This is a genomic window from Microbacterium aquimaris (assembly GCF_039531285.1).
Lineage (GTDB): Bacteria > Actinomycetota > Actinomycetes > Actinomycetales > Microbacteriaceae > Microbacterium > Microbacterium aquimaris.
On record NZ_BAAAPT010000002.1, the window covers coordinates 202,055 to 227,074 of the forward strand.

The following is a 25,020-nucleotide window of genomic DNA, read 5'->3' on the forward strand; positions in this document are numbered from 1 at the left end:
ATGCTTGAGCTAGGTGATATGCGGACGTATCGTCGGCTCTGCCGGCGACGAGGCCGGCAGAAACGGCGCGCGAAGCCTCACGAGGGCGAGCGTGCGAGGAGGGATGACGATGGTGCACACCCTGAATCCGACCGCCGAGCCCGCGACCGACACCGATGACGTCGCGCGGTTGGTCCGCGCCGACGGGACGCGTGTCGCGGACGCCGAGCTCGACCGATGGGTCGAGGACGTCGACCACGAGATGTTGCGCGGGCTCTACCGTGACATGGCGCTGGTCAGACGTACAGACGCCGAGGGCGTGGCCCTGCAACGCCAAGGGCAGTTGGGGCTGTGGGCGCCGTGCCGCGGTCAGGAGGCGACCCAGATCGGAACGGCCCGCGCATTGCGCCCCGAGGACTTCGTCTTCCCCAGCTACCGGGAGCTCGGGGTCGGATTCGTCCGTGGCGCCCAACCGTCCGACGTCGTGCTCGCGTGGCGCGGTGAGGTGCACTCCACCTACGACCACCGACGCATGCGCACCGCGCCACCCCAGATCATCATCGGCGCACAGACCCTGCATGCCGTGGGCTACGCGATGGGGGTCCAGCGCGACGGCGCCGACGAGATCGCGGTCGCCTACTTCGGCGACGGCGCCACGAGCCAAGGCGATGTGAACGAGGCGATGGTGTTCGCGTCGTCGTTCGGCGCGCCGGTCGTGTTCGTCTGCTCCAACAACCAATGGGCGATCTCCGAACCCGTCACCGTCCAGAGCCGTTTCCCGATCGCCGGCCGTGCACCCGGATTCGGCGTGCCCAGCATGCGGGTGGACGGCAACGACGTGCTGGCGTGTCTGGGCGCGATGCGATGGGCCGCCGATCACGCGCGATCCGGTCGCGGACCCGCCTTCCTCGAGGCGGTGACCTATCGCATGGGCCCGCACACGACCTCGGACGATCCGACACGTTACCGCTCGGCCGAGGAGGAGGAACGGTGGGCTCGACGCGACCCCCTCGAACGGCTCGAGGCACTGCTGCGGCACGAGCACGCGTGGGACGAGGACTTCGCGTCGGCCGTGGCCGGCGAAGCGGATGCATGGGCGGCTGCCGTCCGGGACGCGACGCTGGGCGCCGTCTCCCGCGAACCGCTCACGGTCTTCGACGACGTCTACGCCGAGCCGCATGCCGGGCTCGCGGCGCAGCGGGACCGCTTTGCGGCGTACCTGGACGGCTTCTCGGACCAGGGAGCGACACGATGACGCAGATGACGATGGGCGCGGCCCTGGGGCACGGTCTGCGCCGGGCCCTGACCGACGACGACCGTGTGATCGTGATGGGGGAGGACATCGGTCGACTCGGTGGGGTCTTCCGCATCACCGACGGACTGCTCGCCGAATTCGGCTCGGGTCGGGTGATCGACACGCCGCTGGCCGAGTCGGGCATCGTGGGGACCGCGGTCGGACTCGCGTATCGCGGATTCCGCCCCGTCGTCGAGATCCAGTTCGACGGGTTCGTGTATCCCGCCTTCGACCAGATCGTCTGCCAGGTCGCCAAGCTGCACTATCGCACACAGGGCCGCGTGAGGATGCCGCTGACCATCCGGATCCCGTGGGCCGGTGGCGTCGGCGCCGCCGAGCATCACTCCGAGTCTCCGGAGGCCTACTTCGTGCACACCGCCGGCCTGCGGGTGATCGCGGTTTCGCAGCCTCAGGACGCCTACATGATGCTGCGACAGGCGATCGCGTGCGACGACCCGGTGGTCTTCTTCGAGCCGAAGCGTCTGTATCACCGCAAAGGGGACGTGGACCTCGACGTCGATCTCGCCGACGCGCCGCCGATGGGCCTGGCCCGCGTGGCGCGGCACGGCGAGGACGTGACCGTGCTCGCGTACGGCGCGCAGGTGCAGACCGCGCTGGATGCCGCCGTCGCGGCCGAGGAGGAGGGTGTCTCGCTGGAGGTCATCGACCTCCGGTCGTTGTCCCCCGTGGACTACCGCACCGTGGCCGCATCGGTGCGGCGGACGGGTCGCGTCGTGGTCACCCACGAGGCCGGCGGCGAGGCCGGCGTCGGCAGCGAGGTCGTCACGAGTGTCGTCGAGCGGTGCTTTGCGTATCTGGAGGCTCCCCCGGAGCGGGTGACCGGCCATGACATCCCGTACCCGCCCGCCAAGCTCGAGAAGCACCATGTGCCGGATCTGGACCGCATCCTCGACGCCGTCGATCGGGTTCTCGGGCGCCCCGCCAGTGACCCGGGATTCGAGGGTGACGCGATGCTGAGTTCGCCCCATGCCGGGGAGGTGATCCGATGACCCGCCAATTCCGCCTCCCCGACCTCGGGGAAGGCCTGCCCGAGGCGGAGATCGTCCAGTGGCACGTCGCCGAGGGGGACACGGTCACGCTGAACCAGACCCTCGCCGAGGTGGAGACAGCCAAGGCCGTGGTGGAGATCCCCTCTCCCTTCGCCGGAGTGGTGCGCACGCTCCACGCGCGAGAAGGCGAGCTCGTCGAGGTCGGTGCACCGCTGGTGAGTGTCGATCCCGAGACGGGCTCGGAGACGCCGTCTGGGGACGACACGTCGCCTCACGCCTCCGCAGGCCCCGAACGATCACGCGACACGGAGCGCACCGAGGACCCCGTTCCGGCCAACCTGGTCGGTTACGGCGCGGCAGCGGATGGCGGTACGCGCCCCCGTCGCCGCCGAAGGTCCCTGCCCGCCGCCCGCCCGGCGGTCGGCGACACCGCGGTGCTCGAGGCCGCACCGCACGACGCGATCCGGTACCGGACCGACCCCGATGCCCTGGCGGAGCGTCCGCGGTCGACCCCACCGGTTCGCAGACTCGCGAAGGAGCTCGGTGTCGACATCGCGTTGGTCGCCCCGTCCGGTCCGGCCGGGGCGGTGACCCGGGAGGACGTCGAAGCCGCGGCGGCGCGACAACAGACCGGCACGGGGTCGCCGACCGCGCAGAGCGCACCGGCTCCGGCCGGCCGCGACCGGGAGACGCGGATCCCCATTCGGGGTGTGCGCCGGCGCACCGCCGAGGCGATGGTGGCCAGTGCCTTCACGGCGCCCCACGCCACGACCTTCCTCACCGTCGACGTGAGCGAGACGACGGCGCTGATCTCCCGGCTGCGCGAGAGTGGGGCCTTCTCCGGTGCGCGCATCGGCGTGCTGGCCGTGGTCGCCAAAGCGGTGTGCCTCGCGCTCCGGCGCCACCCGTCCCTGAACTCCCGGTGGGACCAGGATGCGGGTGAGATCGTCGAGTTCGGCTACGTCAACCTCGGAATCGCCGCGGCCACGCCGCGTGGACTCCTCGTCCCCCGGATCGCCGACGCAGAGACCCTGTCGCTCGGCGAACTGGCCGCGTCCCTCGCGGCACTCACCGAGCGGGCGCGCGCAGGGACGTCGACACCGGCTGAGCTGACCGGAAGCACGTTCTCGATCACGAACGTCGGCGTGTTCGGCGTCGACGCGGGGACACCGCTGCTGAACCCCGGCGAAGCCGGCATCCTCGCCGTCGGCGCCGTGCGTCGTATCCCGTGGGAGTACCGCGGCGACATCGCGTTGCGCGACGTGATGACTCTGAGCCTGTCGTTCGATCATCGTGTGGTCGACGGCGAGCAGGGGGCACGCTTTCTCCGGGATGTGGCCGACGTGCTGCGTGATCCCGCGCGGGCCATGCTCCTGATGTAGCGCAGGCGCCTCAGGCGGTTGCGTCGGCGGTGAGGGCCGCCAACGCCATCGCCTCGAGGAGCGGTGCCGCAGGGCCGTCCGGCACACTCCAGGTCACTCCGCGGACACTGTGGGGCGTGGAGTTGATCAGACCGAAGCAGGCGTAGGTGCGCACCCGGAGTTCGGCCGGTTCGGCGTCGGGGAATAGCTCGGCCAGGGTGTCGGTCCACACGGCGACGTACTCGCGCTGCAGTCGGCGTACCCGACGGGCGTCTTCGTCGGCCAGGCTCGCCAGATCGCGGTCCTGCACGCGGATGACGTCGGCCTCGGTGAGGGCGAAAGTCACATGGAAGCGGACGAGGGCGCCAAGGCGTTCCCGCGCGGGGGAGGTCGCCTCGGCGACGGCCCGTCCACCGGCGCACAACCGTTCGCTGACGCCGACCAGGATGGCCGCCAGAAGCGCCTGCTTGCCGGCGAAGTGCCGATACACGGCAGGCCCCGATACGCCGACGGCCGACCCCAGGTCCTCCAGGCTCACGCCGCTGAAGCCGCGCGCGGCGAACAACCGGGCGGCTTCGCGCAGGAGCGCATCGTGTCGGTCTGCCTTCGCACGATCGCGCTCGGTGGCACCCCTTGTCATTCCAGTTAATCCTCGCTAACCTGACGGTCAGTTAGTCGATACTAACTGTGCTGTGAACACTAGCCAACACTCGCGCGCCCCGACAACGAGCGTGACGAGATCGTGACGTCGAAGGAGACGGCATGACGGACACCGCCGCGGCCCGGCCATCGGCGACGGGGGAGACCGGTCAGGCCCGGCTTGCCGAGCACCTGCGCGCGGCGTTGTCACGCGTCGCCCAAGGCGGTCCGCCGTCGGCGCGGGAACGGCACCTCGCGCGGGGCAAGCTCCTGCCCCGCGACCGTATCCGGCGTCTGCTCGATGTCGGTTCCCCCTTCCTCGAGGTGGCCCCGCTCGCCGCGGACGGACTCTACGACGACCCGACCCCCGCCGCAGGCGTGATCGCCGGCATCGGTCTGATCCACGGTCGGCACGTGATGGCGGTGTGCAACGACCCCACCGTCAAGGGCGGCACCTACTACCCGATGACGGTGAAGAAGCACCTGCGGGCGCAGGAGATCGCGGCGGAGAACCACCTGCCGTGCGTCTACTTGGTCGACTCGGGCGGCGCGTACCTGCCGATGCAGGACGAGGTGTTCCCCGACCGCGACCATTTCGGTCGGATCTTCTATCAGCAGGCGCGGATGTCGGCCGCCGGCGTGCCGCAGATCTCCGCGGTCCTGGGTTCGTGCACGGCCGGTGGAGCCTACGTTCCGGCGATGAGCGACGAGACCGTCATCGTGCGCGGGCAGGGCACGATCTTCCTCGGCGGCCCACCCCTGGTGAAGGCGGCCATCGGCGAAGTGGTCTCCGCGGAGGAACTCGGCGGCGGCGAGATGCACGCCACCCGCTCCGGCGTGGTCGACCACCTCGCGGAGGACGACGACCACGCGCTCCAGATCGTGCGCGACATCATCGCCACCCTCCCTCCGCCCGCGCCACCGGTCACGGATGTCACGGCGCCGCGAGACGCGTTGCGCCCACAGAGCGACCTCTACGACACGGTGCCCGTCGACGTGAACCGGCCCTACGACGTGCACGCGGTGATCAGCTGTGTGGTCGACGCGGGTGAGTTCCACGAGTTCAAGAGCCGGTACGGCACGACCCTGGTCACCGGCTTCGCGCGCATCCACGGTCACCTCGTGGGGGTGGTGGCCAACAACGGCGTGCTGTTCAGTGACTCCTCGCTCAAGGGGGCGCACTTCATCGAGCTGTGCGATCAGCGCGGCATCCCCCTGCTGTTCCTCCAGAACATCTCGGGCTTCATGGTGGGCAGCGACGCCGAGGCCGGCGGGATCGCGAAGGACGGGGCCAAGATGGTCACCGCCGTCGCGACCACTCGCGTGCCGAAACTGACCGTCATCATCGGCGGATCCTTCGGAGCAGGCAACTATTCGATGTGCGGGCGGGCGTACTCGCCGCGGTTCCTGTGGTCGTGGCCGGGCAGCCGGATCTCCGTCATGGGCGGACGGCAGGCGGCGTCGGTGCTGTCGACCGTCCGACGCGACGCCATGCAGGCACGGGGCGAAACGTGGTCGGCCGACGCGCAGGCCGCCTTCGAAGATCCGATCCGCGATCGCTATGAGGAGCAGGGGGATCCCTTCTACGCGAGCGCCCGCCTCTGGGATGACGGGGTGATCGACCCCGCGGACACGCGGGATGTCCTCGGACTCGCCCTCGACATCGTCAGCCGCACGCCGTTGCCCGATCCCGGCTTCGGTCTGTTCCGGATGTGACATGGGATCGACCGACTTCTCCACCGTGCTCGTCGCCAACCGCGGCGAGATCGCCCGCCGCGTGATCCGGACGCTTCGACGTCTCGGGCTGCGCAGCGTGGCGGTCTACAGCGACGCCGACGCATCGGCTCCCCACGTCCGTGAAGCCGATGCCGCGGTGCGGATCGGCCCGGCGGCGGCCTCCGACAGCTACCTCGACATCGACGCGGTCCTCGACGCCGCGCGACGCACGGACGCCGACGCCGTGCACCCCGGATACGGGTTCCTGTCGGAGAACGTCGCGTTCGCGCGGGCATGCCGTGCGCACGGGATCGCGTTCATCGGGCCGGGCGAAGACGCGCTGGAGATCATGGGCGACAAGATCCGCGCCAAGGCCCACGTCGCCGCGTCGGGGGTGCCGACGGTACCGGGTTTCGATCTGACCGGTCTCACGGACGACGACGCCGTGGCACGCGCGCGGGAAGTGGGGTACCCGCTGCTGGTCAAGCCCTCCGCAGGAGGCGGGGGAAAGGGGATGCGCGTCGCGCGCGATGAGGTGTCGCTCCGTGAGGCCATCGCCTCGGCCCGGCGGATCGCACGGGCTTCGTTCGGCGACGACGCTCTGCTCGTGGAGCGGCTCATCGAACGCCCGCGGCACATCGAGGTGCAGGTGGTGGCCGACGCGCACGGGGGAGTGATCCATCTCGGCGAACGTGAGTGCACGTTGCAGCGCCGGCATCAGAAGGTGATCGAGGAGGCACCGTCGCCCGCGGTCGATGAACCCACGCGGCAGCGGCTGGGCAGGAGCGCGTGCGACGCGGCGCGGTCGGTGGACTATCGCGGCGCCGGAACCGTGGAATTCCTGGTCTCGGCGGACCGGCCGGAGGAGTTCTTCTTCATCGAGATGAACACCCGCCTGCAGGTCGAACATCCCGTCACCGAGGAGATCACGGGTCTGGACCTGGTGGAGCTGCAGGTGCGGGTCGCGGAAGGGCATCCCCTTCCCATGACACAGGGCTCGGTGTGCGTCGACGGGCACGCGGTCGAGGCGCGCGTCTATGCCGAGAGCCCGGCGCGGGGCTTCCTGCCGGCCACCGGCGACGTCACGCGGTGGCGTGCGCCACGGGATGCACGAACCGATGCGGCGGTCGAGACCGGCTCGACGATCAGCGCCCACTACGACCCCATGATCGCGAAGGTGATCACCCACGCGCCGACGCGGGCGCAGGCGTGGCGCGATCTGGACCGTGCGCTCGCGGACACCGTCGTGCTCGGCGTCGACACGAACCTCGCCTTCCTGCGACGACTCGCCCGCGACGAAGACGTCCTGGCCGGCCGTCTCGACACCGGACTGATCGAACGCGTCGGCGTCCCGGCGCCGGATCGCCCGGATGAGGAGACGCTCGAGCGGATCGCGTCCGCAGAGCTCGCCCGGCAGGCCACGGGCGTGCGCGTCGGGCCGCTGTGGGGCCGCATGGACGGGTGGCGCCTCGGTGACGCGGAGCCCCCGGTGGTGACATTCCTCATCGACGGCGACTCCGTCGTCCGCGCGCGACCGAAACCGGACGCGGCGCCCGACGCGGAGCTCGCCCGCGACGTCGACGGCACGTGGTGGGCGCATCGGGCGGGACGGATCTTCTCGGCACGGCCGGTCTCGCGCCGCCGCGTCGGCGACCTCGCCCGCCGCGACACCCGCGCGGACGCGCGCGGGGGTGCCCGCGAGGCCGTGGCGCCGATGCCCGGGACGGTCGTGGCCGTCCACGTCGCCGACGGCGACCTGGTCGAGGACGGGGATGTCCTCGTGACGGTCGAGGCCATGAAGATGGAGCAGCCGGTCACCGCACCGCGGTCGGGGCGGGTGCGCTCATCGGTGGCAGCGGGCGACCAGGTGCGTCGAGGCGATGTGCTCGCCGTGGTCGCCTCCGTCGACGGCGGAGCAGACCCGCCGCCGGAGAACGAAGGAGAACCTGATGGATCACCACGACCTGGACGATGACGAACGCGAGCTGGCCCGCCTCGTGCGGGAGTTCGCCGAAGAGGTCGTCGCCCCGCAGGCGTACGAGGCGGATCGCACGCATACGCTCTCGATGGACGTCGTGGCACAGATGGGGGAGCTCGGCCTGTTCGGCCTTCCCTTCCCGGAGGATGTCGGAGGGCAGGGCGGGGACTACCTGGCACTGGGGATCGCGATCGAGGCCCTCGCCCGTGTCGACCAGTCGATCGCCATCACCCTGGAGGCGGGGGTGAGCCTGGGGGCGATGCCGGTATACCGGTTCGGCAGCGAGGCGCAGCGCGCCCAGTACCTTCCCGACCTCGTCGCCGGACAAGCCCTTGCGGGATTCGGCCTGACAGAGCCCGAGGCGGGATCGGATGCGGGGGCCACCCGCACCACCGCGCGGCTCGACGGGGACGAGTGGGTCATCGACGGCGCGAAGCAGTTCATCACGAATTCGGGCACGCCGATCACGCGGTTCGTCACCGTCACGGCCGTCACCGGCCGACGGGAGGGGCGCAAGGAGATCTCGACGATCATCGTGCCCAGCGGCACACCCGGTTTCACGGTCGGCCCCGCCTACGACAAGGTCGGGTGGCGTGCATCCGACACCCACCCGCTCACCTTCGACGGCGCGCGCGTGCCCGCAGAGAACCTCCTCGGCGAACGCGGACGGGGGTTCGCGTCGTTCCTGCACATCCTCGACGAAGGCCGTATCGCCATCGCGGCACTCGCGACCGGCGCGGCGGAGGGATGTCTCGAGCAGGCCGTCGACTACTCCCGTCGGCGCATCGTGTTCGGGGAACGGCTCTCCTCGCGCCAGAGCATCCAGTTCACCATCGCCCGGATGCAGGCGCGCGTCCACAACGCACGCCTGTCGTGGCATCACGCCGCCAGACTGCGCGACGCCGGCAAGCCCTTCACCTCCGAGGCCGCGATCGCCAAGCTCACCGCGAGTGAGGCGGCCATGGACAATGCGCGGGACGCGACGCAGATCTTCGGGGGCAACGGATTCATGAACGAGTTCCCCGTCGCGCGTCACTACCGGGATGCGAAGATCCTCGAGATCGGCGAGGGCACGAGCGAGGTGCAGCTGCTGGTCATCGCGCGCGCACTCGGGCTCGACGGGTAGCGTGGCGGCGATGGACAACGCTTCTCCCGAGCCGGAGTCGCCGCACGACCCGACGCCGGTGATCCAGCAGCGCGGCCTCTACGTCGACGAGCTCGTCGTCGGGGCGCGGTACCGTCACCGCCCGGGACGCACCGCCACGGAGGCCGACAACACGCTCTTTTCGTCCCTGACGATGAACACGCAGGCGCTGCACCTGGATGCGGCGTTCTCCGCGACACAGCCGTTCGGCGAGCGGCTCATGAACTCGATGTGGACCCTCGCGACGATGGTGGGGTCCTCGGTCTCCCAGATCACCCAGGGGACCCTTGTCGCCCAGCTCGGCCTCACCGACATCGCTTTCCCCGCTCCGCTGCATCACGGGGACACGCTCTACACCGAAACCGAGATCCTGGACGCGCGTCCCTCCGCCTCGCGGCCCGGACAGGGGGTGGTGACCATGCGTCACACCGGTCGCGACCAGCACGGTACGGTGGTCGCCACCGCGATCCGCACCGCGCTGATGTGGTATGCCCCCGACGAGGAAGGACCCCGATGACCGACGCCCCGTGGGGACCCGCGCTGTTGTTCTGCCCGGGCGACCGCCCCGAACGCTTCGCGAAAGCGATGTCACGCGCCGACGCGGTCATCGTCGATCTGGAGGATGCGGTGGCCCCGGCATCCAAAACGCGTGCGCGCGGTGCGTTGATCGAGGCGGATCTGGATCCGGATCGCGTCATCGTGCGGGTCAACCCGACCGGGACCGCCGACTTCGCCTCCGACATGGCGACGCTCTCCCAGACCGACTTCCGCACGGTGATGGTGGCCAAGGCGGAGTCGGTACGCGAGATCGGGCGGATCGATCCCCGGTTCGGCGTGATCGCGCTGTGCGAAACCGCCGCCGGAATCGTCGCCGCGGACGATCTCGCGGCGCTCTCGAACGTGCGCGGACTCATGTGGGGGGCGGAGGACCTCGTCGCGAGCCTGGGCGGGACCTCCAGTCGCAAGCCGAACGGCCGCTATCGCGACGTGGCACGCACCGCACGGGCGCGTGTGCTCCTCGCGGCCGGGGCCCGCGGCAAGTTCGCCATCGACGCCGTACACCTCGACATCGCGGACGCCAAGGGCCTCGCCCGCGAAGCGTCCGACGCCGCGGCATCGGGGTTCGCCGCCACCGCGTGCATCCACCCCGCTCAGGTAGCGGTCGTGCGGCGGGCGTACGCGCCGCGGGCCGACGAGGTCGCCTGGGCGCGGGGTGTGCTCAGCGCCGCGGAGGGACGAAGGGGCGTCTTCGCGTTCGAGGGTCGCATGGTCGACGAACCGGTCCTCCGTCACGCACGCGCGGTGCGACGACGCGCCGAGGTCGCACCGGAGGGGTGAGTCAGGCCTGGCCGGACGCGACGATGCTCTCTGTCGTCGCAGTCACGCGGAGCGCGTCTTCGGCGGCCTCGTACGACAGCAGGCTGAGGTGATCGCGTTCGACGTGGAGCCGGTGGATCGAGCCGTTCGGCAGCCGCTCGCCGTCGAGAGGGAACTCGCACGCGCTGGCGTGTCGGATGAGCTCGCGCAGCAGTGCCCCGTGGCTGACGATCACGACGGTGCTCGCCGCGGGCGCGGTCGCGCGCCGGGCATCGCCCACCGCAGCCCGGAGGCCGCGGAGTGCGCGGCGTCGCACCGCGGGCCACGCTTCGGCGCCGGGCACCTCGGCGCGATCCCACGACCCCCAGCGTTCGGAGAACTCCTCCGGACGCAGACCCTCGGCCTCCCCGTAGGAGCGTTCGCGCAGGTCCGGGTACACCGCGACCGGCCCCAGCGCGAGCTCCTCGGCGATGATCCCGGCGGTCTCCTGCGCCCGACCGAGGTCGCTGGCGGCGACGGCGACCGGACGACCGGCGTCGATCAGACCGCGCAGACGGTGCGCGGCTTCGGCGGCCTGGGCGCGTCCGGCGTCGTTGAGGGGGATGTCGGTCGAGCCCTGGATGCGTCTCTGGCGGTTCCAGTCGGTCTCGCCGTGTCGGACGAGGAAGAGGGAGGTCACCCTTCGAGACTAGACGCGCCGCTCGCCCGCGACGGCAGCGCCTCGGCGAACGCACGCAGGACCTCGGTGGTCCCCGCGTCGACCTTGACGGTGGCGCGACGGTCGCCGCGGGTCTGACCGCGATTGACGATCACGATCGGAAGTCGTCGGCGGCGCGCGCGTTCCAACAGTCGGATACCCGAGTTGACCACGAGGGAGGACCCGGCCACGACGAGGGCGTCGCTGGTGCGGACGAGTTGCTCCGCTTCGCGGAACTTCTCTCCCGGGATGAACTCGCCGAAGAAGACGACGTCCGGCTTGAGCATTCCGCGGCAGACCGTGCACACCGGGACGACGAACCCGTCGCTACCACCGGGGAGCACATCTCCGTCGGGGCCGAGCTCGACGCGATCGGGAACCGTGATCCAGGGGTTCTCCGCTTCGATCCGCTCGCCGAGATCCCGACGGTCGAACACCTGACCGCACTGCGTGCAGAAGACCCGGCGCATGGTGCCGTGCAGCTCGACGACACGGCGGCTCCCGGCCCGTACATGGAGTCCGTCGACGTTCTGGGTGATGACGCCGGTGGTCACTCCGTGCTCCTCGAGCATCGCCAAAGCGGTGTGACCGGGGTTCGGTGCGGCGGAGGCGAAGGAACGCCATCCCAGATGGCTGCCGATCCAATACCGACGCCGCGCGTCTTCGCTGCTGAGGAACTGCTCGACGGTCATCGGGGTGCGCACCGGGGCGCCTTCACCCCGGTAGTCGGGGATCCCGGAGTCGGTGGAGACTCCCGCGCCGGTGAGCACCGCCACGCGCCTCCCGGCCAGCGCCTCGATCGCCTCCGCGACGGACGGGGAGAGCGCGGCGTCTCCCGCGGTCGTGAGTGCCACCGGATCACCTCCCGATGCGAGTGTATGCGGCTGCGGTTGCCAGGATGTTACGGCAGGTGTCGTCGGAAGGAGCTGGACGTGCGGATCGAACGCGTGGACGATGCGGGGGATGCCCGCCTGGGCGACTATCGCGACCTCACCGATATCGCGCTGCGGCGGGTGCGCGAACCGGAAGGTGGACTGTACATCGCCGAATCGGCGAAGGTCATCGACCGGGTCCTGGCCGCAGGGCATCGGCCGCGGTCGATGCTGGTGCAGGAGAAGTGGCTCGCCGACGCAGAGCGACTGACCGCCGCACATCCCGACCTCCCCGTGTACGTCGTCCCGGGCGAGGTCGCTGAGCAGCTGACCGGGTATGCGGTGCATCGCGGTGCGTTGGCCTCGATCCAGCGTCCCGAGCTTCCCGGCGTGGCCGAGACGGTCGCCGGTGCGCGGCTGGTGGTCGTGTTGGAGGACATCGTGGACCACACCAACGTGGGTGCGGTCTTCCGCAGCGCCGCGGCGCTGGGCGCGGACGCGGTGCTCATCACCGACAGGTGCGCCGACCCGCTGTACCGGCGCAGCGTGCGTGTGAGTATGGGGACGGTCTTCCAGGTGCCGTGGACCCGGCTGCCGGCGTGGCCGGAGGCGCGGGAGCTGCTGCGCGGGGCGGGCTTCCATCTGACGGCGTTGGCACTGTCCGACGACGCCGTCGACCTGGACACGTTCCGCCAGGCCGGACATGCACGGGTCGCACTCATGCTCGGTGCCGAGGGCGACGGCTTGAGTCGTCGGGCGGTGCAGGCGGCCGACAGCGTCGTGACCATTCCGATGGCCGGGGGAGTGGATTCGCTGAACGTCGCCGCCGCGGGCGCCGTGGCCGTCTGGGCCCTCAGTCCTGCTCGTCCTCGGTGATCGTCCCGGCCGCCGCACCGAACGGCAACGCCTCCGGACGCTTCGCGGTGATGTGGTCGCCGGAGGACTGGTGGCGCACGCGTCGCAGGACCCAGGGCACCAGGTACTCCCGCGCCCACACCAGGTCGCTCGTGCGCGCCTTGCGCCACGTCTGACGGGGAAGCGGGTCCGGTTGCATCGAATGCAGATCGTTCGGGACGTTGAGGGCGCGGAGGACCATGCGGGCGACCTCGTGGTGACCCAGGGCGTTCATGTGCAGGCGGTCGTCGTCGAAGAACCGCATGTCCTGCACCTCCTTGAGAGCCCACTGGTCGGCCACGATCGCGTCGTACCGATCGGCGATCGCACGGATGTTCTCGTTGTAGATCGCCACCTTGCCGCGGATCCCCCGGAACACGGGCGTGAAGTCGGTGTCGATGCCCGTGAACACCACCACGGTCGCGCCGTCGCGGGACAGGCGCGCCACGGCGTCTTCGAACAGCTCGGCGACCGCATCCGGGTCGCTGCCCGGTCGGATCACGTCGTTTCCGCCGGCGGAGAAGGTGATCAGATCGGGCTTCAGCGCGAGGGCGGGTTCGACCTGCTCGGCGACGATCTGACCGATGAGACGCCCGCGGACCGCGAGGTTGGCGTACGCGAAGTCGTCCACCTGCGCGGCGAGGACCTCCGCGACGCGGTCGGCCCAGCCACGATGTCCGCCGGGCGAGGCCGGCTCGGGATCGCCGATCCCCTCGGTGAACGAGTCTCCGATGGCGACATAGCGGCGCCAGGGATGGGGGCCGCTGTTCTCGATGAAGGCCGTGCGGTTCTCGCTCACGTCAGACATGGATCTCCTCCGGTTCGTGACCGGTACGAGGCTATCCCCGATGCGGCCGCCGGTGCACGCCCCTGTCGGCGCGCTCGTCTAAGGTAGTCACTCGCATCTGCGGACCCACACGAGGACAGGGGAGGACAACCGGTGCTCGACGACGCTCCAGCGGCCGAGGCCCACTCCGCCGACAGTCACCTCGGCAGCTTCGCCGCCGAGCACCTCTCGCCCACGTACCCTCAGCGCGCCCCGTGGGGTACGGCGCAGCGGTTGCGCGCCTGGCAGGCCGAAGCGCTGGATGAGTACTTCTCGATGGACGGGCCGGACGGGCCCGGTTCCGGTCCCCGGGACTTCCTGGCGGCCGCGACGCCCGGGGCCGGAAAGACCACGTTCGCGTTGCGCCTGGCGACGGAGCTCTTGCGGCGCGGCGTCGTCGATCGCATCGTCGTCGTCGCCCCGACCGAGCACCTGAAGACGCAGTGGGCCGATGCGGCGGCCCGCGTGTCGATCCGACTCGACCCCGCCTTCAGCAATCGCCACGTCGCCCCCGCGCGGCACTACCACGGCGTGGCGGTGACCTACGCGCAGGTGGCGGTGAAGGCGTCCGTACACCAGCAGCTGGTCCTGGACCGCCGCACGCTGGTGATCCTCGACGAGGTCCACCACGGCGGCGACGCCCTCAGCTGGGGCGACGCGCTGCGGGAGGCCTATGCACGCGCCACCCGGCGCCTGCTGTTGTCGGGGACGCCGTTCCGCAGTGACACGGCGCCGATCCCCTTCGTGGAGTATCACCCCGACGACAAGGGCATCCGCGTGTCGCGCACCGACTACAGCTACGGCTACCGTCGCGCGCTCGAGGACGGTGTCGTGCGTCCCGTGATCTTCATGGTCTACGCCGGTCAGATGCGATGGCGGACCAAAACCGGCGAGGAGATGGAGGCCCAACTCGGGCAGGACAACACCAAGGACGTCACCTCACAGGCCTGGCGCACGGCGCTGAACCCCGAGGGGGAGTGGATCCCTGCCGTGCTCCGCTCGGCCGACCGTCGGCTGACCGAGGTGCGCGAGCACGTCCCCGATGCCGGCGGCCTGGTCATCGCGACCGATCAGACCGCCGCGCGGGCGTACGCGGCGATCCTCGAACAGATCAGCGGCGAGGCTCCCACGGTGGTGCTCTCGGACGAGGCCGAGGCTTCCGGCCGCATCGAGGAGTTCTCCCGGAGTGAACGCCGTTGGATGGTCGCGGTCCGCATGGTCTCCGAAGGCGTCGATGTACCCCGCCTGGCGGTCGGGGTCTACGCGACGTCGGCGTCGACCCCACTGTTCTTCGCCCAGGCGATCGGACGCTTCGTGCGCGCCCGCCGCCGTGGCGAGACGGCGAGCGTGTTCCTGCCCAACGTGCCGCAGCTGCTGTCGCTGGCCAACGAGATCGAGCGCCAACGCGACCATGCGCTGGATCGGGACGCCGAGGGCGACGATGAGTGGAACGCCGAAGAAGACCTCATGGACGCGGCCGAGCGTGAGGAGAAGGCCTCCGACGCGCTCACCGAGGAGTTCTCCTACCAGGCGTTGGGTTCGCGCGCCCACTTCGACCGTGTGCTCTACGACGGTCGGGAGTTCGGCCAGTTGGCGGTGCCCGGGACACCCGAGGAGGAGGAGTTCCTCGGCCTGCCCGGACTGCTCGAGCCTGAGCACGTGCACGATCTGCTCATGCAGCGTCAAGCGCGACAGGGGCGGCATCGCAAGGAGCGCGAATCGCGGGAGGCCGCGGACGGCACGGCTCCGCCGCAGGAGGTCCCCCCTCAGGCGCTGCACCGCACGCTGAAGGAGCAGCGTCAGCTGCTGAACAGTCTGGTCGGGCTCTACGCACGGCAGTCCGGGGAGCCCCACGGCGCGGTGCACGCCGAACTGCGACGGCTGTGCGGCGGTCCCGCCGTCGCCCAGGCGACCGTCGCGCAGCTGCAGTCCCGCATCGAGCTCCTTCGCGCGCGCGTGCGCTCCTGACGTCCTCGGGGCCGCCGACCCGACGGATCCCCGACCACGGTGGAGGGGATCCCGTCGGAGATCGATCGATGGATACGGTGGAGTGTGCCCACCTCACCTCCCGCAGCCACCGCACGCGAGCGACGCCGTTGGGCCCGCTACCTCGTCGACGAGCGCGCCGAGGCCGAGGTGTACCGCCGCCTCGCGGCCCGCCGGACGGGGGAGGAGCGGGCGATCCTGCTCGCGCTGGCGGACGCGGAGGGGCGCCACGAGGCGCACTGGTTGGCTCTTCTCGGCGGCGAACCGGCGCGGTTGCCGCGTCGGAGCGCGTCCACCGTCGTCCTGGGTTTCATGGCGGCACACTTCGGCACGGTCTTCGCCCTCGCGCTGGCCCAGAACGCCGAAGCGCGCTCGCCCTACGACGACGACCCGGCGGCGACGCCGACGATGGCCGCCGACGAGCGGGTGCACCACGAGGTCGTGCGGGGACTGGCGGCACGCGGTCGGCGACGGCTGTCCGGCGTCTTCCGTGCGGCCGTCTTCGGGGCGAACGACGGGCTGGTGTCGAACCTCGCGCTCGTCCTGGGGATCGGAGCCACCGGCGTCGCGCCGCAGTTCGTGCTCTTCAGCGGTGTCGCCGGTCTTCTCGCGGGGGCGTTGTCGATGGGGGCGGGGGAATACGTGTCGGTGAGGTCCCAGCGGGAGCTGCTGGACGCGGCCCGCCCGAGCGACTACGCCGACGGTGCGCTGGGGGACCTCGACCTGGATGCCAACGAACTGGCCCTGGTGTACCGCACCCGCGGCATGTCCCCCGACGCCGCCGAAGCCCGTGCGCGGGACGTGGTCGGTGTCGCGCGCGACGGCGGATCGGGATCGCTCGTGGGCCCGGTCACCGATGAGGACGAGGGCGAGGTCGTGGGCGGTGCCTGGAGGGCGGCGGGGTCCAGCTTCCTGTTCTTCGCATCCGGCGCGGTCGTGCCGGTACTGCCATGGCTGTTCGGCCTGTCGGGGCTGCCCGCGGTCCTTCTCGCCCTCGCCCTGGTCGGGCTGGCGTTGCTGGCCACCGGCGCCCTCGTGGGGATCCTGTCCGGCGCCCCACCCCTGGCGCGTGCGCTCCGCCAGCTCGCGATCGGCTGGGGCGCCGCCGCGGTCACATACGTCCTCGGGCTGCTCTTCGGCGTCTCGGTCGGCTGACACCGAAGCCACCTCGCCCCGTCATTCCACCCTCTCTCTGCAACGAGAACAGCTGGACCGGTCGGACACGGGCGGTTCCGTGGCGCTCGATCGCGGGCCGGAAACAGCAGAAGGGCCCCTTCCGGGGCCCTTCTGATCTGTGCGCGAGGGGGGACTTGAACCCCCACGCCCTAATACGGGCACTAGCACCTCAAGCTAGCGCGTCTACCTATTCCGCCACCCGCGCAGGTGGTCGGCAGCTTTCGCAACCGAGGGTCGAGCCTAGCATGCTTCTGAGTGCATCCCCACACGCGCCGGCATCCCGCGCGTGTCCGGGAGCCGCGCCGTCGCCCGGTAGCCTGGTGCGCATGCCTGCCACCCCCTCCGACCTCCCCGAGGTCGCCCGCGTGGCGCGAGACCTCATCCGCTTCGACACCACCAACCACGGCGGCGGGCGCGCAGCGGGGGAGCGGGAGGCCGCCGAGTACGTGGGCGCATATCTCGAAGCGCTCGGACTGGCCGTCGACTACTACGAGCCGATCCCGCGACGCACCAACGTGCACGCCCGTATCCCCGGGAAGAACCCCGGCCGCCCGGCCCTCGTGCTCCATGGCCATCTCGACGTGGTCCCCGCGATCGCCGGGGACTGGTCGGTCGATCCGTTCGCCGGGGAGATCCGCGACGGGATGCTGTGGGGTCGCGGCGCGGTCGACATGAAGGACATGGACGCCATGATCCTCACGGCGGTGGCCGACATGCTCCGCGCCGGCGAGCAGCCGGATCGGGACATCGTCTTGGCGTTCTTCGCCGACGAGGAGAACGGCGGGATCGAGGGCTCCAGACTCGTCGTCAGGGACCGCCCCGAATGGTTCTCCGGGGCCAGCGAGGCGATCAGCGAAGTCGGCGGCTACTCGATCCACGTCGACGATCGCCGCGCCTACCTGCTGCAGGTGGGCGAGAAGGCGTTGGTGTGGATCCGGCTGGTCGCCACGGGGCGGGCGGGCCACGGTTCCAGCGTGCATGACGACAACGCGGTGACACGACTCGGCGAAGCGGTGGCCGCACTCGGACGCACCGAGTGGCCCGTCGATCTGACACCCACCACGCGCGAGTTCACCCGCATGCTCGGCGATCTCACCGGGGCGGCGGGGGAGCGGCCGGACGCCCTGGCGCTGCGCACCGGCGCGGCGGCAGGATTCCTGCGCTCGACGTTGCGCACCACGACCAACCCGACGGGACTGACCGCCGGCTACAAACACAACGTGATCCCGGATCGGGCCGAGGCGCTCATCGACGTCCGGGTCCTTCCGGGCACCGAGGAAGCCGCCCTCGCGGACATCCGACGCATCGTCGGAGAGGACGTCGCCATCGAAGTGGTCCACACCGACATCGGGTTGGAGGTGCCCTTCTCGGGTGACCTCGTCGATGCGATGGTCGCCGCCCTCGGTCGCCACGATCCAGGCGTCCCGGTGATCCCGTACCTGATGGGCGGCGGCACCGACAACAAAGCACTGGCGGCCCTGGGGATCGCCGGATACGGGTTCGCACCGCTGCGACTTCCCGCCGACCTCGACTTCACCGGAATGTTCCACGGTGTCGACGAACGGGTGCCGGTCGAATCCCTCGTGTTCGGCCGGCGCGTGCTCGGCGACCTGCTGCGCACCTGCTGACCTCACCGAAAGGCGACCCATGCAACTGCTCGAGGCGATCGTGCTCGGTCTCGTGCAGGGACTCACGGAGTTCCTGCCCGTGTCCTCCAGCGCGCACCTGCGCATCCTCGGCGAGTTCCTCCCCACCGCGCAGGACCCTGGCGCGGCCTTCACCGCCATCACCCAGATCGGCACCGAGGCCGCTGTCGTGGTCTTCTTCTGGCGCGACATCGTGCGGATCATCAAGAACTGGTTCTTGGCGCTGGCCGGGCGGATCCCGCGCAGTGACCCGGACGCCCGCATGGGGTGGCTGATCATCGTCGGAAGCATCCCCATCGTCGTCCTGGGCCTGTTGTTCCAGGACCAGATCGAGACGACCTTCCGGTCGCTGTGGATCATCGCGGCGATGCTGATCTTCTTCGGCGTCCTGCTGGGCATCGCCGACCACGTCGGTGCGAAGAAGCGGAAGTTGAAGGATCTCACCGTGGGTCACGGTGTCGTTTACGGATTCGCGCAGAGCCTCGCCCTCATTCCGGGCGTTTCACGGTCCGGTGGCACCATCACGGCCGGTCTGTTCATGGGCTATGAGCGTGCCGCAGCCGCACGCTACGCGTTCCTCCTGGCCATCCCGGCCGTGTTCGGCAGCGGCTTCTACCAGTTGTTCAAGAGTTGGGACGAGCCGGGTGTGTTCTCGCTCGGAGAGACGGCGCTGGCGACGGTGGTCGCCTTCGTCGTGGCCCTCGCGGTGATCGCCTTCTTCATGCGCTGGATCTCCCAGCACAGCTTCCTGCCGTTCGTCGTCTATCGCGTGGCCCTCGGCACGGTCGTCATCGTGCTGCTGAGCCTGGGCGTGATCGACGCGTACTGATCGGGACGGTCACCGTCGGTCGTCGCGACCCGGCTTGGAGGGGCCGTCTCCGCGACGTCGGAGGTATTGCTCGAACTCCTGTGCGATCGCGTCGCCGGAGGCTTGGGGGGAGTCCACGGTGTCGCGGTTCTCCTCGAGCTGACGGATGTATTCCGACATCTCCTCGTCGTCGGCTGCCGCCGCGTCGATGGTCGTCTCCCACGCGATCGCCTCGGTCACGAGGTGACCGCGGTCCATCGGGATACCGGTGAGTGATTCCAATCGGTCCAGCAGAGCGAGGGTCGCCTTGGGGGAGGGCGTGTGCCCCGCGACGTAGTGGGGCACGCTCGCCCACAGACTCGCCGTGGGGATCCCTGCGGCGTCCGCGGCTGAGGACAGCACCGACAGGATGCCGACGGGACCTTCGTAGCTCCCGCGCTCGAGGCCCAGCGAACCGCGGACGTGATCGTTCTCGCTGCCGGCGAAGACGGAGATCGGGCGAGTGTGGGGCACATCCGACATCATCGACCCGAGGGACACGAAACCGGTGACGTCCTCCCGGAGGGCCACATCGACGAGTTCGGCGCTGAAGGCCTGCCACGCCCGGGCCGGCTCGACGCCCCCGAGCAACCACAGTTCGGTGTCCCCCTGTGGCCGGGTCGGGCGCAGCACCGTGGCCTCCGGCCAGGTCAGTCGTCGCCGTCCTTCGGCATCGGCGACCAGCTGAGGACGGGTGTACTGATAGTCGAAGTACAGCTCCGGGTCGACGGAGAACACCGGCTCGTACGCCCCGGTCTCCTTGAGGTGCGCGAGCGCGGCGGAAGCGGCCTCGCCGGCATCGTTCCATCCGTCGAACGCGGCGACCAGTACCCGGCGTCCCAGTGCGTCCACACAACCTCCCCGATCGGTCCTTCCAGGATAGGCACGCCCCACCCGTCCCGGCGTTGCACCGGATGCGCGCGGCGCGGCACAGGCGCGGACGACCCGCGCCGGGGTGCGTAGCATGGGCGGGTGAGTTCCCCGCCTTTCTCCGCCGTCCTGTGGGACATGGACGGAACCCTCGTCGACACCGAGCCCTACTGGATGGCCGCCGAGACCCCGCTGATCGAGAGCTACGGCGGCACATGGTCGCACGAACAGGCCCTCCAGCTGGTCGGGCTCGCGCTGGAGGACTCGGCGGGCATCCTCCAGTCCGCGGGCGTCCGGATGAGCAGGAAGGACATCGTCGACCACCTCACCGCCGATGTCATGACGCAGTTGTCGACCAAGGGCGTGCCGTTCCGGCCCGGTGCCCGTGAACTGCTGCGCGCCCTGCGCGACGCGGGCCTGAAGACCGCGCTCGTGACGATGTCGATGCGGCGGATGGCCGATCATGTGACCTCGCTGATCGGGTTCGACGCGTTCGATGTGGTCGTCGGCGGAGACGACGTCGCCCGCCCCAAGCCCTACCCCGATCCGTATCTGCAGGCATGCGAGGCGTTGGGGGTCTCGTCCGCCGAAGCCGTCGCCATCGAGGACTCGCCGACCGGCGTACGCGCCGGCGCGGCGTCCGGGGCGGTGACCCTCGGGGTGCCGCTCATGGTGTCCCTCGAAGGTGCCGGTGCCCACGAATTGTGGCCGACACTGGCCGATCGCACCCCCGACGACCTCGCGGCGCTCCACGCCGCGCATCGCACGACCCCGGAGAACCGATGACCACCGCACGTCCGAGCGGCCCGTTCCGGGTCGGCGACCGCGTCCAACTGACCGGCCCGAAGGGGCGTCTGCACACCATCACCCTGCGGGAGGAAGGCGAGCTGCACACCCATCACGGCGTGCTGCGACACTCGTCGCTGATCGGCCAGCCCGACGGATCGGTCGTCGCCGGCAGCGGCGGGCACGAATATCTCGCGCTGCGCCCACTGCTGCGGGATTTCGTCATGTCCATGCCACGCGGCGCGGCGATCGTGTACCCGAAGGACGCCGCGCAGATCCTCGCGGAGGCCGATGTGTTCCCGGGTGCGCGCGTCGTCGAGGCGGGGGTCGGATCCGGCGCGCTCTCGATGTGGTTGCTGCGGGCGATCGGTGAGGCCGGTTCCCTGGTGTCGTTCGAGCGGCGTGAGGAGTTCGCGGACGTCGCGCGGGCGAACGTGGAGACCTTCCTCGGACGATCACCCGGGAACTGGCGTATCGAGCTCGGCGATCTCGCCGAAGCCCTTCCCGCGGCCGTCGATCCCGGGTCGATCGATCGCGTCGTGCTCGACATGCTCGCCCCGTGGGAGTGCATCGACGTCGTCGCCGACGCGCTGACACCGGGGGGAGTCGTGGTCTGCTACGTCGCCACGGCGACACAGCTGAGCCGGGTCGCGGAGTACATCCGGGGCACGGGGCTGTTCACCGAGCCGGATGCGAACGAGACGATGGTCCGCGGCTGGCACGTCGAGGGGCTCGCGGTCCGCCCCGACCACCGGATGGTCGCGCACACCGGGTTCCTCGTGTGGGCGCGCCGCCTGGCGCCCGGTGCGGTCGCGCCCGAGCAGAAGCGTCGCGCGTCGAAGTCGAGCTACTCGGACGACGACGTCGAGCTGTGGACCCCCGGCGCGGTCGGCGATCGGGAGATCACGGACAAGAATCTCCGCAAGCGTGTGCGGGAGGCCCAGCGGGCCGCCGCCGGTGCGCGGATGGCCTCGGCGCGCGAAGACGACGACGACACGCCGACCGCCTAGGATGAACCGGTGCGCAAGATCTCCGCTGCCCTCGCCCTTGTCGGACTGACCTCCGTCGGCCTCGTCGGCTGCACCGTCGAAGCCGCTCCCGCCCCCTGCGTGGAGGGCGACTCGGATGCCCTCGCGTCGCTCGTGACGGTCGAGGGCGGCACCGCCACCGAGCCGCGGGTCGATGTCTACACACCGTTCCACGTCGACGAGGTGCTCGTGGACCACCTCACCGACGGCGACGGGCCGGAGCTGTCCACCGACTCCCAGCTTCTGGTCATGGACTACGCCTTCTACGCGGGCGACAGTGGCGAGCTCTTCGCGACCACGGCCTACGACGGAGACCTGTCGAACGTCTTCTCGATGGAGAACATCGTCAGTGCACTGCCGGGCCTGTCGGAGGCCCTCCTCTGCGCGCAGGCGGGTTCACGCGTCGTCGTCGGGCTTCCTGCGGATGGGATCAACCCCGACTACGCCGCGCAAGCCGGTCTCGCGGAGGACGAGTCGATGCTCGCCGTCGTCGATGTGCGGAAGGTCTACCTGCCGCAGGCGGAGGGCGAGCTCCGGTACAACTCGAGCCTCGGGATGCCCACGGTCGTGCGTGCCCCCGACGGCCGCCCGGGCATCATCATCCCCGACGCGACCGCGCCGGAGGACCTCGTCGTGCAGACCCTCATCGAAGGCGACGGCGACGTCGTCGAGCCCGGCGACACGGTACGCGTGCAGTACACCGGTCTGACGTGGGCCGAACGTGAGGTCTTCGACACCACGTGGGACGCGTCTCCGGCGGCGCTTTCGCTCGACCAGGTCGTCCCCGGTTTCGCCGCCGCGCTGGAGGGTCAGACCGTCGGCTCCCAGGTGCTCGCCGTCATCCCGCCCGATCAGGGCTACGGCGACCAGGCCAGCGGCTCCATTCCGGCGGGGTCGACCCTCGTGTTCGTCATCGACATCCTCGGCGTCGACGAGGCGTCCTGAACGCCCTCCGTGGCGTGGTCTGCCTAGACTTGGCGACGTGGCCACCGCATCTGTGAAGACCCCGCCCGAGGAGCGACTGGTCAACCTGGTGGTCGCGCTGACGGCCACCGATCAGGGCCTCACCAAGGACACGATCCTCGCGAACGTGAGCGGCTATCGCGAGCAGCGCGACGCCGGCGCGGGCAAGGACGCCCTGGAGAAGATGTTCGAGCGCGACAAGGAGAACCTGCGCGCGCTCGGCGTCCCCATCGAGACGATCGGCGACTGGGCCGACCCCGACGACCTGCGGGAGGCACGCTACCGGGTACCGGCCGCCGAATACACCCTCCCGGACGACCTCGAGTTCTCGCCTGCGGAGCTGGCGTTGCTGACGCTGGCGGGAAGCGCCTGGAGCGAGAGTTCGATGTCGGTCGAGGCGCGCGCCGGGCTGCGCAAGATCCGCGCCCTCGGTATCCCGATGGATGCGCCGATCCAGGGGTTCGCCCCACGGCTGCGTACGAGCGACGCGGCGTTCGGCCCCCTGCAACAGGCGATCGAGCATGCGCGCGTGGTGACCTTCCCCTATCTCAAACCCGGCGAAGGGGCCCCCCGCACGCGGCGTGTGCGTCCGCTCGCCCTCGTCGAATACGAGGGGCGATGGCATGTCCTCGCGCACGACCTCGGTGTCGAGCAGGAACGGACGTTCCTGCTCTCGCGGATCGTCGGCGCGGTCACCGCCACCCGAGAACACTTCGATGCGGCACTGCGCGTGGGCGCGGGGGAGCGGGCGCTGTCCGGACTGCAGGAGGTCGCGGCGCGGAACATCGCCCTCCTCGAGGTCGAGCCCGGCACCGAGGCGTCCCTCCGGCTGACGCGCCGCGCCAGGAAGGCGGAGCAGGGGTTGCGCGTCCCGTTCGTGGACCTGCACATCTTCGCCGACGAACTGGCCTCGTACGGCCCGGAGGTGCGCGTGGTCGAACCGGCGCCGTTGCGGGATGCGGTGGTCGCCCGGCTCCGTGGAGCGCTCGCGCGTCACGAGGGGGAATCGTGAGCGTGTCGCGCAGGCCCCTGGTGGCCACCGATCGCGCCGCGTTGCTCCTTCAACTCGTCCCGTACCTGATCGGCAAGGGCGAGGTGTCGGTCGCGGAGGCGGCGGAAGAGTTCGACGTCACCCCCGAACAGATGCGCGCCATGGTCGAGAAGCTCACCGTCATCGGGCTGCCCGGCGACGGCGGGTTCTGGCAAATGGCCAATGACCTGTTCGACATCGACTGGGATCTGCTGGACCGCGACGACCGCATCGTGATCACCCACTCGGTCGCGCTCGAGCGCACGCCGCGTCTGACCGCCCGCGAAGCCGCGGCGCTCCTGGCCGGACTGCAGCTCGCGCGCGGCATCCCCGGTGTCGGAGACAGCGACCTGTTCGCGGGCCTGCTCGCCAAGCTCTCGCGCGGTGTCTCCGGCGTGCCCGCCGATCTCATCGTCGCCCCGGCGCCGGTGGACGACGTGCGCGACCGTGTCGCGGAGGCGCTGCGGGTCGGGCGTGCGGTGGCCTTCACCTACAAGGCCCCGGACGCTCCGGCCACGACCCGCACCGTCGACCCCGTGAAGGTCAGCATCGCCGACGGGCAGTGGTACCTGCAGGGGTGGTGCCACCTGCGCGAGGCCATGCGCACCTTCCACCTGGACCGTGTCAGCGACATCCGGATCACCGACCTGCCGGTCTCGCACGCGACCGAGCCGGTGCCGGACTGGTTCGCCGACGGCACCGACGAGCTCACGGTGCGCATCCGGTTCCCGGCGAGCTCGGCACCGTTGCTCGGTGACTACCTGGCGCGCGCCGACACCGAGACCGAGAAGGGGACGACCACCGCGACCATGCGGGTGGCCGATGAGAACAGTCTGCGGCGACTGGTCGCCAAGCTTGGCGGCGACCTCGAGATCCTCGAACCGGAAGGGGCGCGGAGGGCCGCCGCGGATTGGGCGCGTTGCGCGCTGGAGCTGTACGGCGAGGCGTGAGACCCGCCGCC

At 70.5% G+C, this 25,020-nt stretch carries 23 protein-coding genes and 1 tRNA gene; 18 read left to right on the top strand and 6 right to left on the bottom strand.

Annotation, left to right across the window (positions count from 1 at the left end):
* Positions 1-103: 103 nt before the first annotated feature.
* From pdhA to ABD204_RS10490, 3 genes are read left to right on the top strand one after another with little or no spacing between them, the layout of a single operon-like run.
* Positions 104-1,234, top strand: a complete 1,131-nt coding sequence (gene pdhA / locus ABD204_RS10480) for a pyruvate dehydrogenase (acetyl-transferring) E1 component subunit alpha (protein ID WP_409263996.1) — start codon at positions 104-106, stop codon at positions 1,232-1,234.
* On the top strand, positions 1,231-2,283 hold the full coding sequence (locus ABD204_RS10485; RefSeq protein ID WP_194424915.1) for an alpha-ketoacid dehydrogenase subunit beta: 1,053 nt from the start codon (positions 1,231-1,233) through the stop codon (positions 2,281-2,283). Before pdhA ends, ABD204_RS10485 begins: the two co-directional genes overlap by 4 nt.
* Positions 2,280-3,665, top strand: a complete 1,386-nt coding sequence (locus ABD204_RS10490) for a dihydrolipoamide acetyltransferase family protein (protein WP_194424914.1) — start codon at positions 2,280-2,282, stop codon at positions 3,663-3,665. The genes ABD204_RS10485 and ABD204_RS10490 overlap by 4 nt, the downstream gene beginning before the upstream one ends.
* Before the next feature lie 10 nt (positions 3,666-3,675).
* Here ABD204_RS10490 and ABD204_RS10495 read toward each other — a convergent pair whose 3' ends face one another.
* Positions 3,676-4,284 carry a TetR/AcrR family transcriptional regulator gene (locus tag ABD204_RS10495; protein WP_194424913.1) on the bottom strand — a complete coding sequence of 203 codons (609 nt, stop codon included), beginning with the start codon at positions 4,282-4,284 and terminating at the stop codon, positions 3,676-3,678.
* 122 nt (positions 4,285-4,406) lie between these two features.
* On the opposite strand from ABD204_RS10495, the gene ABD204_RS10500 reads away from it, so the two are divergent.
* Genes ABD204_RS10500 through ABD204_RS10520 form a run of 5 tightly spaced genes read left to right on the top strand, consistent with a single transcriptional unit; the run spans position 4,407 to position 10,459 of the window.
* A complete protein-coding gene (locus ABD204_RS10500; RefSeq protein WP_194424912.1) occupies positions 4,407-5,999 on the top strand; it encodes a carboxyl transferase domain-containing protein in 1,593 nt (530 codons plus the stop codon).
* Position 6,000: 1 nt separating this feature from the next.
* Positions 6,001-7,974, top strand: coding sequence for an acetyl/propionyl/methylcrotonyl-CoA carboxylase subunit alpha (locus ABD204_RS10505; RefSeq protein ID WP_194424911.1), 1,974 nt, complete (start codon positions 6,001-6,003; stop codon positions 7,972-7,974).
* A complete protein-coding gene (locus tag ABD204_RS10510; RefSeq protein ID WP_194424910.1) occupies positions 7,949-9,103 on the top strand; it encodes an acyl-CoA dehydrogenase family protein in 1,155 nt (384 codons plus the stop codon). Before ABD204_RS10505 ends, ABD204_RS10510 begins: the two co-directional genes overlap by 26 nt.
* A gap of 10 nt (positions 9,104-9,113) precedes the next feature.
* Positions 9,114-9,638 (top strand): MaoC family dehydratase, encoded by a 525-nt coding sequence (locus tag ABD204_RS10515; protein WP_194424909.1) that lies wholly within the window; start codon positions 9,114-9,116, stop codon positions 9,636-9,638.
* Positions 9,635-10,459 (top strand): HpcH/HpaI aldolase/citrate lyase family protein, encoded by an 825-nt coding sequence (locus ABD204_RS10520; protein ID WP_194424908.1) that lies wholly within the window; start codon positions 9,635-9,637, stop codon positions 10,457-10,459. The genes ABD204_RS10515 and ABD204_RS10520 overlap by 4 nt, the downstream gene beginning before the upstream one ends.
* Position 10,460: 1 nt before the next feature.
* Here the strand turns inward: ABD204_RS10520 and ABD204_RS10525 are convergent, their stop codons facing one another.
* Positions 10,461-11,117, bottom strand: coding sequence for a histidine phosphatase family protein (locus ABD204_RS10525; RefSeq protein WP_194424907.1), 657 nt, complete (start codon positions 11,115-11,117; stop codon positions 10,461-10,463).
* Positions 11,114-11,989, bottom strand: coding sequence for a Sir2 family NAD-dependent protein deacetylase (locus tag ABD204_RS10530; RefSeq protein ID WP_194424906.1), 876 nt, complete (start codon positions 11,987-11,989; stop codon positions 11,114-11,116). Before ABD204_RS10530 ends, ABD204_RS10525 begins: the two co-directional genes overlap by 4 nt.
* A 78-nt stretch (positions 11,990-12,067) precedes the next feature.
* Here ABD204_RS10530 and ABD204_RS10535 point away from each other — a divergent pair, with 78 nt between their 5' ends.
* Complete coding sequence (locus ABD204_RS10535) at positions 12,068-12,883, top strand: TrmH family RNA methyltransferase (protein ID WP_194424905.1); 816 nt, start codon at positions 12,068-12,070, stop codon at positions 12,881-12,883.
* Here the strand turns inward: ABD204_RS10535 and ABD204_RS10540 are convergent.
* Positions 12,861-13,709 (bottom strand): SGNH/GDSL hydrolase family protein, encoded by an 849-nt coding sequence (locus ABD204_RS10540; protein WP_194424904.1) that lies wholly within the window; start codon positions 13,707-13,709, stop codon positions 12,861-12,863. The genes ABD204_RS10535 and ABD204_RS10540 overlap by 23 nt on opposite strands.
* A gap of 132 nt (positions 13,710-13,841) precedes the next feature.
* Here ABD204_RS10540 and ABD204_RS10545 point away from each other — a divergent pair, with 132 nt between their 5' ends.
* Both ABD204_RS10545 and ABD204_RS10550 read left to right on the top strand, forming a co-directional pair.
* Positions 13,842-15,695 carry a DEAD/DEAH box helicase gene (locus ABD204_RS10545; RefSeq protein WP_194424903.1) on the top strand — a complete coding sequence of 618 codons (1,854 nt, stop codon included), beginning with the start codon at positions 13,842-13,844 and terminating at the stop codon, positions 15,693-15,695.
* Between the two features lie 84 nt (positions 15,696-15,779).
* Positions 15,780-16,868 carry a VIT1/CCC1 transporter family protein gene (locus ABD204_RS10550; protein ID WP_194424901.1) on the top strand — a complete coding sequence of 363 codons (1,089 nt, stop codon included), beginning with the start codon at positions 15,780-15,782 and terminating at the stop codon, positions 16,866-16,868.
* A gap of 140 nt (positions 16,869-17,008) precedes the next feature.
* Here the strand turns inward: ABD204_RS10550 and ABD204_RS10555 are convergent.
* A tRNA-Leu gene (locus ABD204_RS10555) sits at positions 17,009-17,094 on the bottom strand.
* Between the two features lie 121 nt (positions 17,095-17,215).
* Between ABD204_RS10555 and ABD204_RS10560 the strand changes: the two genes are divergently transcribed.
* Both ABD204_RS10560 and ABD204_RS10565 read left to right on the top strand, forming a co-directional pair.
* Positions 17,216-18,517, top strand: coding sequence for a M20/M25/M40 family metallo-hydrolase (locus ABD204_RS10560; protein ID WP_194424899.1), 1,302 nt, complete (start codon positions 17,216-17,218; stop codon positions 18,515-18,517).
* Between the two features lie 19 nt (positions 18,518-18,536).
* Positions 18,537-19,364 (top strand): undecaprenyl-diphosphate phosphatase, encoded by an 828-nt coding sequence (locus ABD204_RS10565; RefSeq protein ID WP_194424898.1) that lies wholly within the window; start codon positions 18,537-18,539, stop codon positions 19,362-19,364.
* A gap of 9 nt (positions 19,365-19,373) precedes the next feature.
* On the opposite strand, the gene ABD204_RS10570 is transcribed toward ABD204_RS10565, so the two are convergent.
* Positions 19,374-20,234: a PAC2 family protein gene (locus tag ABD204_RS10570; protein WP_194424897.1), complete on the bottom strand. Its 861-nt coding sequence runs from the start codon at positions 20,232-20,234 to the stop codon at positions 19,374-19,376.
* Positions 20,235-20,354: 120 nt separating this feature from the next.
* Between ABD204_RS10570 and ABD204_RS10575 the strand changes: the two genes are divergently transcribed.
* Genes ABD204_RS10575 through ABD204_RS10595 form a run of 5 tightly spaced genes read left to right on the top strand, consistent with a single transcriptional unit; the run spans position 20,355 to position 25,009 of the window.
* Positions 20,355-21,038 carry an HAD family hydrolase gene (locus tag ABD204_RS10575; protein ID WP_322597624.1) on the top strand — a complete coding sequence of 228 codons (684 nt, stop codon included), beginning with the start codon at positions 20,355-20,357 and terminating at the stop codon, positions 21,036-21,038.
* Positions 21,035-22,048 carry a tRNA (adenine-N1)-methyltransferase gene (locus ABD204_RS10580; RefSeq protein ID WP_194424896.1) on the top strand — a complete coding sequence of 338 codons (1,014 nt, stop codon included), beginning with the start codon at positions 21,035-21,037 and terminating at the stop codon, positions 22,046-22,048. Before ABD204_RS10575 ends, ABD204_RS10580 begins: the two co-directional genes overlap by 4 nt.
* A gap of 9 nt (positions 22,049-22,057) precedes the next feature.
* Complete coding sequence (locus ABD204_RS10585) at positions 22,058-23,011, top strand: FKBP-type peptidyl-prolyl cis-trans isomerase (RefSeq protein WP_194424895.1); 954 nt, start codon at positions 22,058-22,060, stop codon at positions 23,009-23,011.
* A gap of 37 nt (positions 23,012-23,048) precedes the next feature.
* Positions 23,049-24,041 (top strand): helix-turn-helix transcriptional regulator, encoded by a 993-nt coding sequence (locus ABD204_RS10590; RefSeq protein ID WP_194424894.1) that lies wholly within the window; start codon positions 23,049-23,051, stop codon positions 24,039-24,041.
* A complete protein-coding gene (locus ABD204_RS10595; RefSeq protein WP_409263995.1) occupies positions 24,038-25,009 on the top strand; it encodes a helix-turn-helix transcriptional regulator in 972 nt (323 codons plus the stop codon). The genes ABD204_RS10590 and ABD204_RS10595 overlap by 4 nt, the downstream gene beginning before the upstream one ends.
* The last annotated feature ends 11 nt before the right edge of the window (positions 25,010-25,020 follow it).

Excerpts from the sequence above, each read along its gene's own strand:
- ABD204_RS10495 (WP_194424913.1), bottom strand. The coding sequence starts at position 4,284 with ATGACAAGGGGTGCCACCGAGCGCGATCGTGCGAAGGCAGACCGACAC.
- ABD204_RS10560 (WP_194424899.1), top strand. The coding sequence starts at position 17,216 with ATGCCTGCCACCCCCTCCGACCTCCCCGAGGTCGCCCGCGTGGCGCGA.
- ABD204_RS10580 (WP_194424896.1), top strand. The coding sequence starts at position 21,035 with ATGACCACCGCACGTCCGAGCGGCCCGTTCCGGGTCGGCGACCGCGTC.
- ABD204_RS10510 (WP_194424910.1), top strand. The coding sequence starts at position 7,949 with ATGGATCACCACGACCTGGACGATGACGAACGCGAGCTGGCCCGCCTC.
- ABD204_RS10500 (WP_194424912.1), top strand. The coding sequence starts at position 4,407 with ATGACGGACACCGCCGCGGCCCGGCCATCGGCGACGGGGGAGACCGGT.
- ABD204_RS10520 (WP_194424908.1), top strand. The coding sequence starts at position 9,635 with ATGACCGACGCCCCGTGGGGACCCGCGCTGTTGTTCTGCCCGGGCGAC.
- pdhA (WP_409263996.1), top strand. The coding sequence starts at position 104 with ATGACGATGGTGCACACCCTGAATCCGACCGCCGAGCCCGCGACCGAC.
- ABD204_RS10540 (WP_194424904.1), bottom strand. The coding sequence starts at position 13,709 with ATGTCTGACGTGAGCGAGAACCGCACGGCCTTCATCGAGAACAGCGGC.
- ABD204_RS10490 (WP_194424914.1), top strand. The coding sequence starts at position 2,280 with ATGACCCGCCAATTCCGCCTCCCCGACCTCGGGGAAGGCCTGCCCGAG.
- ABD204_RS10485 (WP_194424915.1), top strand. The coding sequence starts at position 1,231 with ATGACGCAGATGACGATGGGCGCGGCCCTGGGGCACGGTCTGCGCCGG.
- ABD204_RS10515 (WP_194424909.1), top strand. The coding sequence starts at position 9,114 with ATGGACAACGCTTCTCCCGAGCCGGAGTCGCCGCACGACCCGACGCCG.
- ABD204_RS10505 (WP_194424911.1), top strand. The coding sequence starts at position 6,001 with ATGGGATCGACCGACTTCTCCACCGTGCTCGTCGCCAACCGCGGCGAG.
- ABD204_RS10565 (WP_194424898.1), top strand. The coding sequence starts at position 18,537 with ATGCAACTGCTCGAGGCGATCGTGCTCGGTCTCGTGCAGGGACTCACG.